The organism is Rhodococcus sp. 1168 (assembly GCF_002091955.1).
GTDB lineage: Bacteria > Actinomycetota > Actinomycetes > Mycobacteriales > Mycobacteriaceae > Rhodococcoides.
The window spans coordinates 1-491 of sequence record NZ_MKKY01000015.1 but is presented as its reverse complement, the minus strand read 5'-3'; the positions used below and the strand labels follow the sequence as shown (position 1 = coordinate 491).

Here is a 491-nt window from a genome sequence, read left to right as displayed (position 1 = left end):
CTTGATGGCCTTCCCATCGACGGTCGAGTCGAACTGGAAATCCATAGCCCACACCACTTTCGGCGCATCGGCCTCGATCTGCGGGCACGAACTGACGCCGGCACGCTTACGGGGATGGTAAATCCGAACCTGCAGACCCTCCTCCTTCCACAACCGGTGCACCTTCTTCTTGTTCACCGTGCTGCCCGCATCGTGCCTCAGATGCGCCCAGGCGCGACGAAAACCGTGCATCGGGTTCCTCCCTGCGTAGTTGCAGAGCGCCGCCCTCAGGTCGGCGTCAGGGTCGGCGGGTGTCTGCGCGATCGGAGTCCGGGCGTAGGTGGATCGAGACAGCCCAACTGCTCTGCACACCAGTCGTTCGACATGCTCATCGTGGTTACGAGCATGTCGACGGCGCGGCGCTTGTCAGCTGGGCTCAAAATTTTCCAGTAATAATAGGATCAACCCGCTGACGCCTCCCGCAGCGCGTCCTTCTCCAACTCAGCGTCCGC

1 protein-coding gene is annotated in these 491 nt (G+C 61.7%); it reads right to left on the bottom strand.

The genetic code is table 11. The features are described from left to right. A partial coding sequence (locus BJI47_RS00390) for an IS3 family transposase (RefSeq protein WP_254900310.1) occupies window positions 1-351 on the bottom strand: 351 nt, incomplete at its 3' end. Between the last annotated feature and the right edge of the window lie 140 nt (window positions 352-491).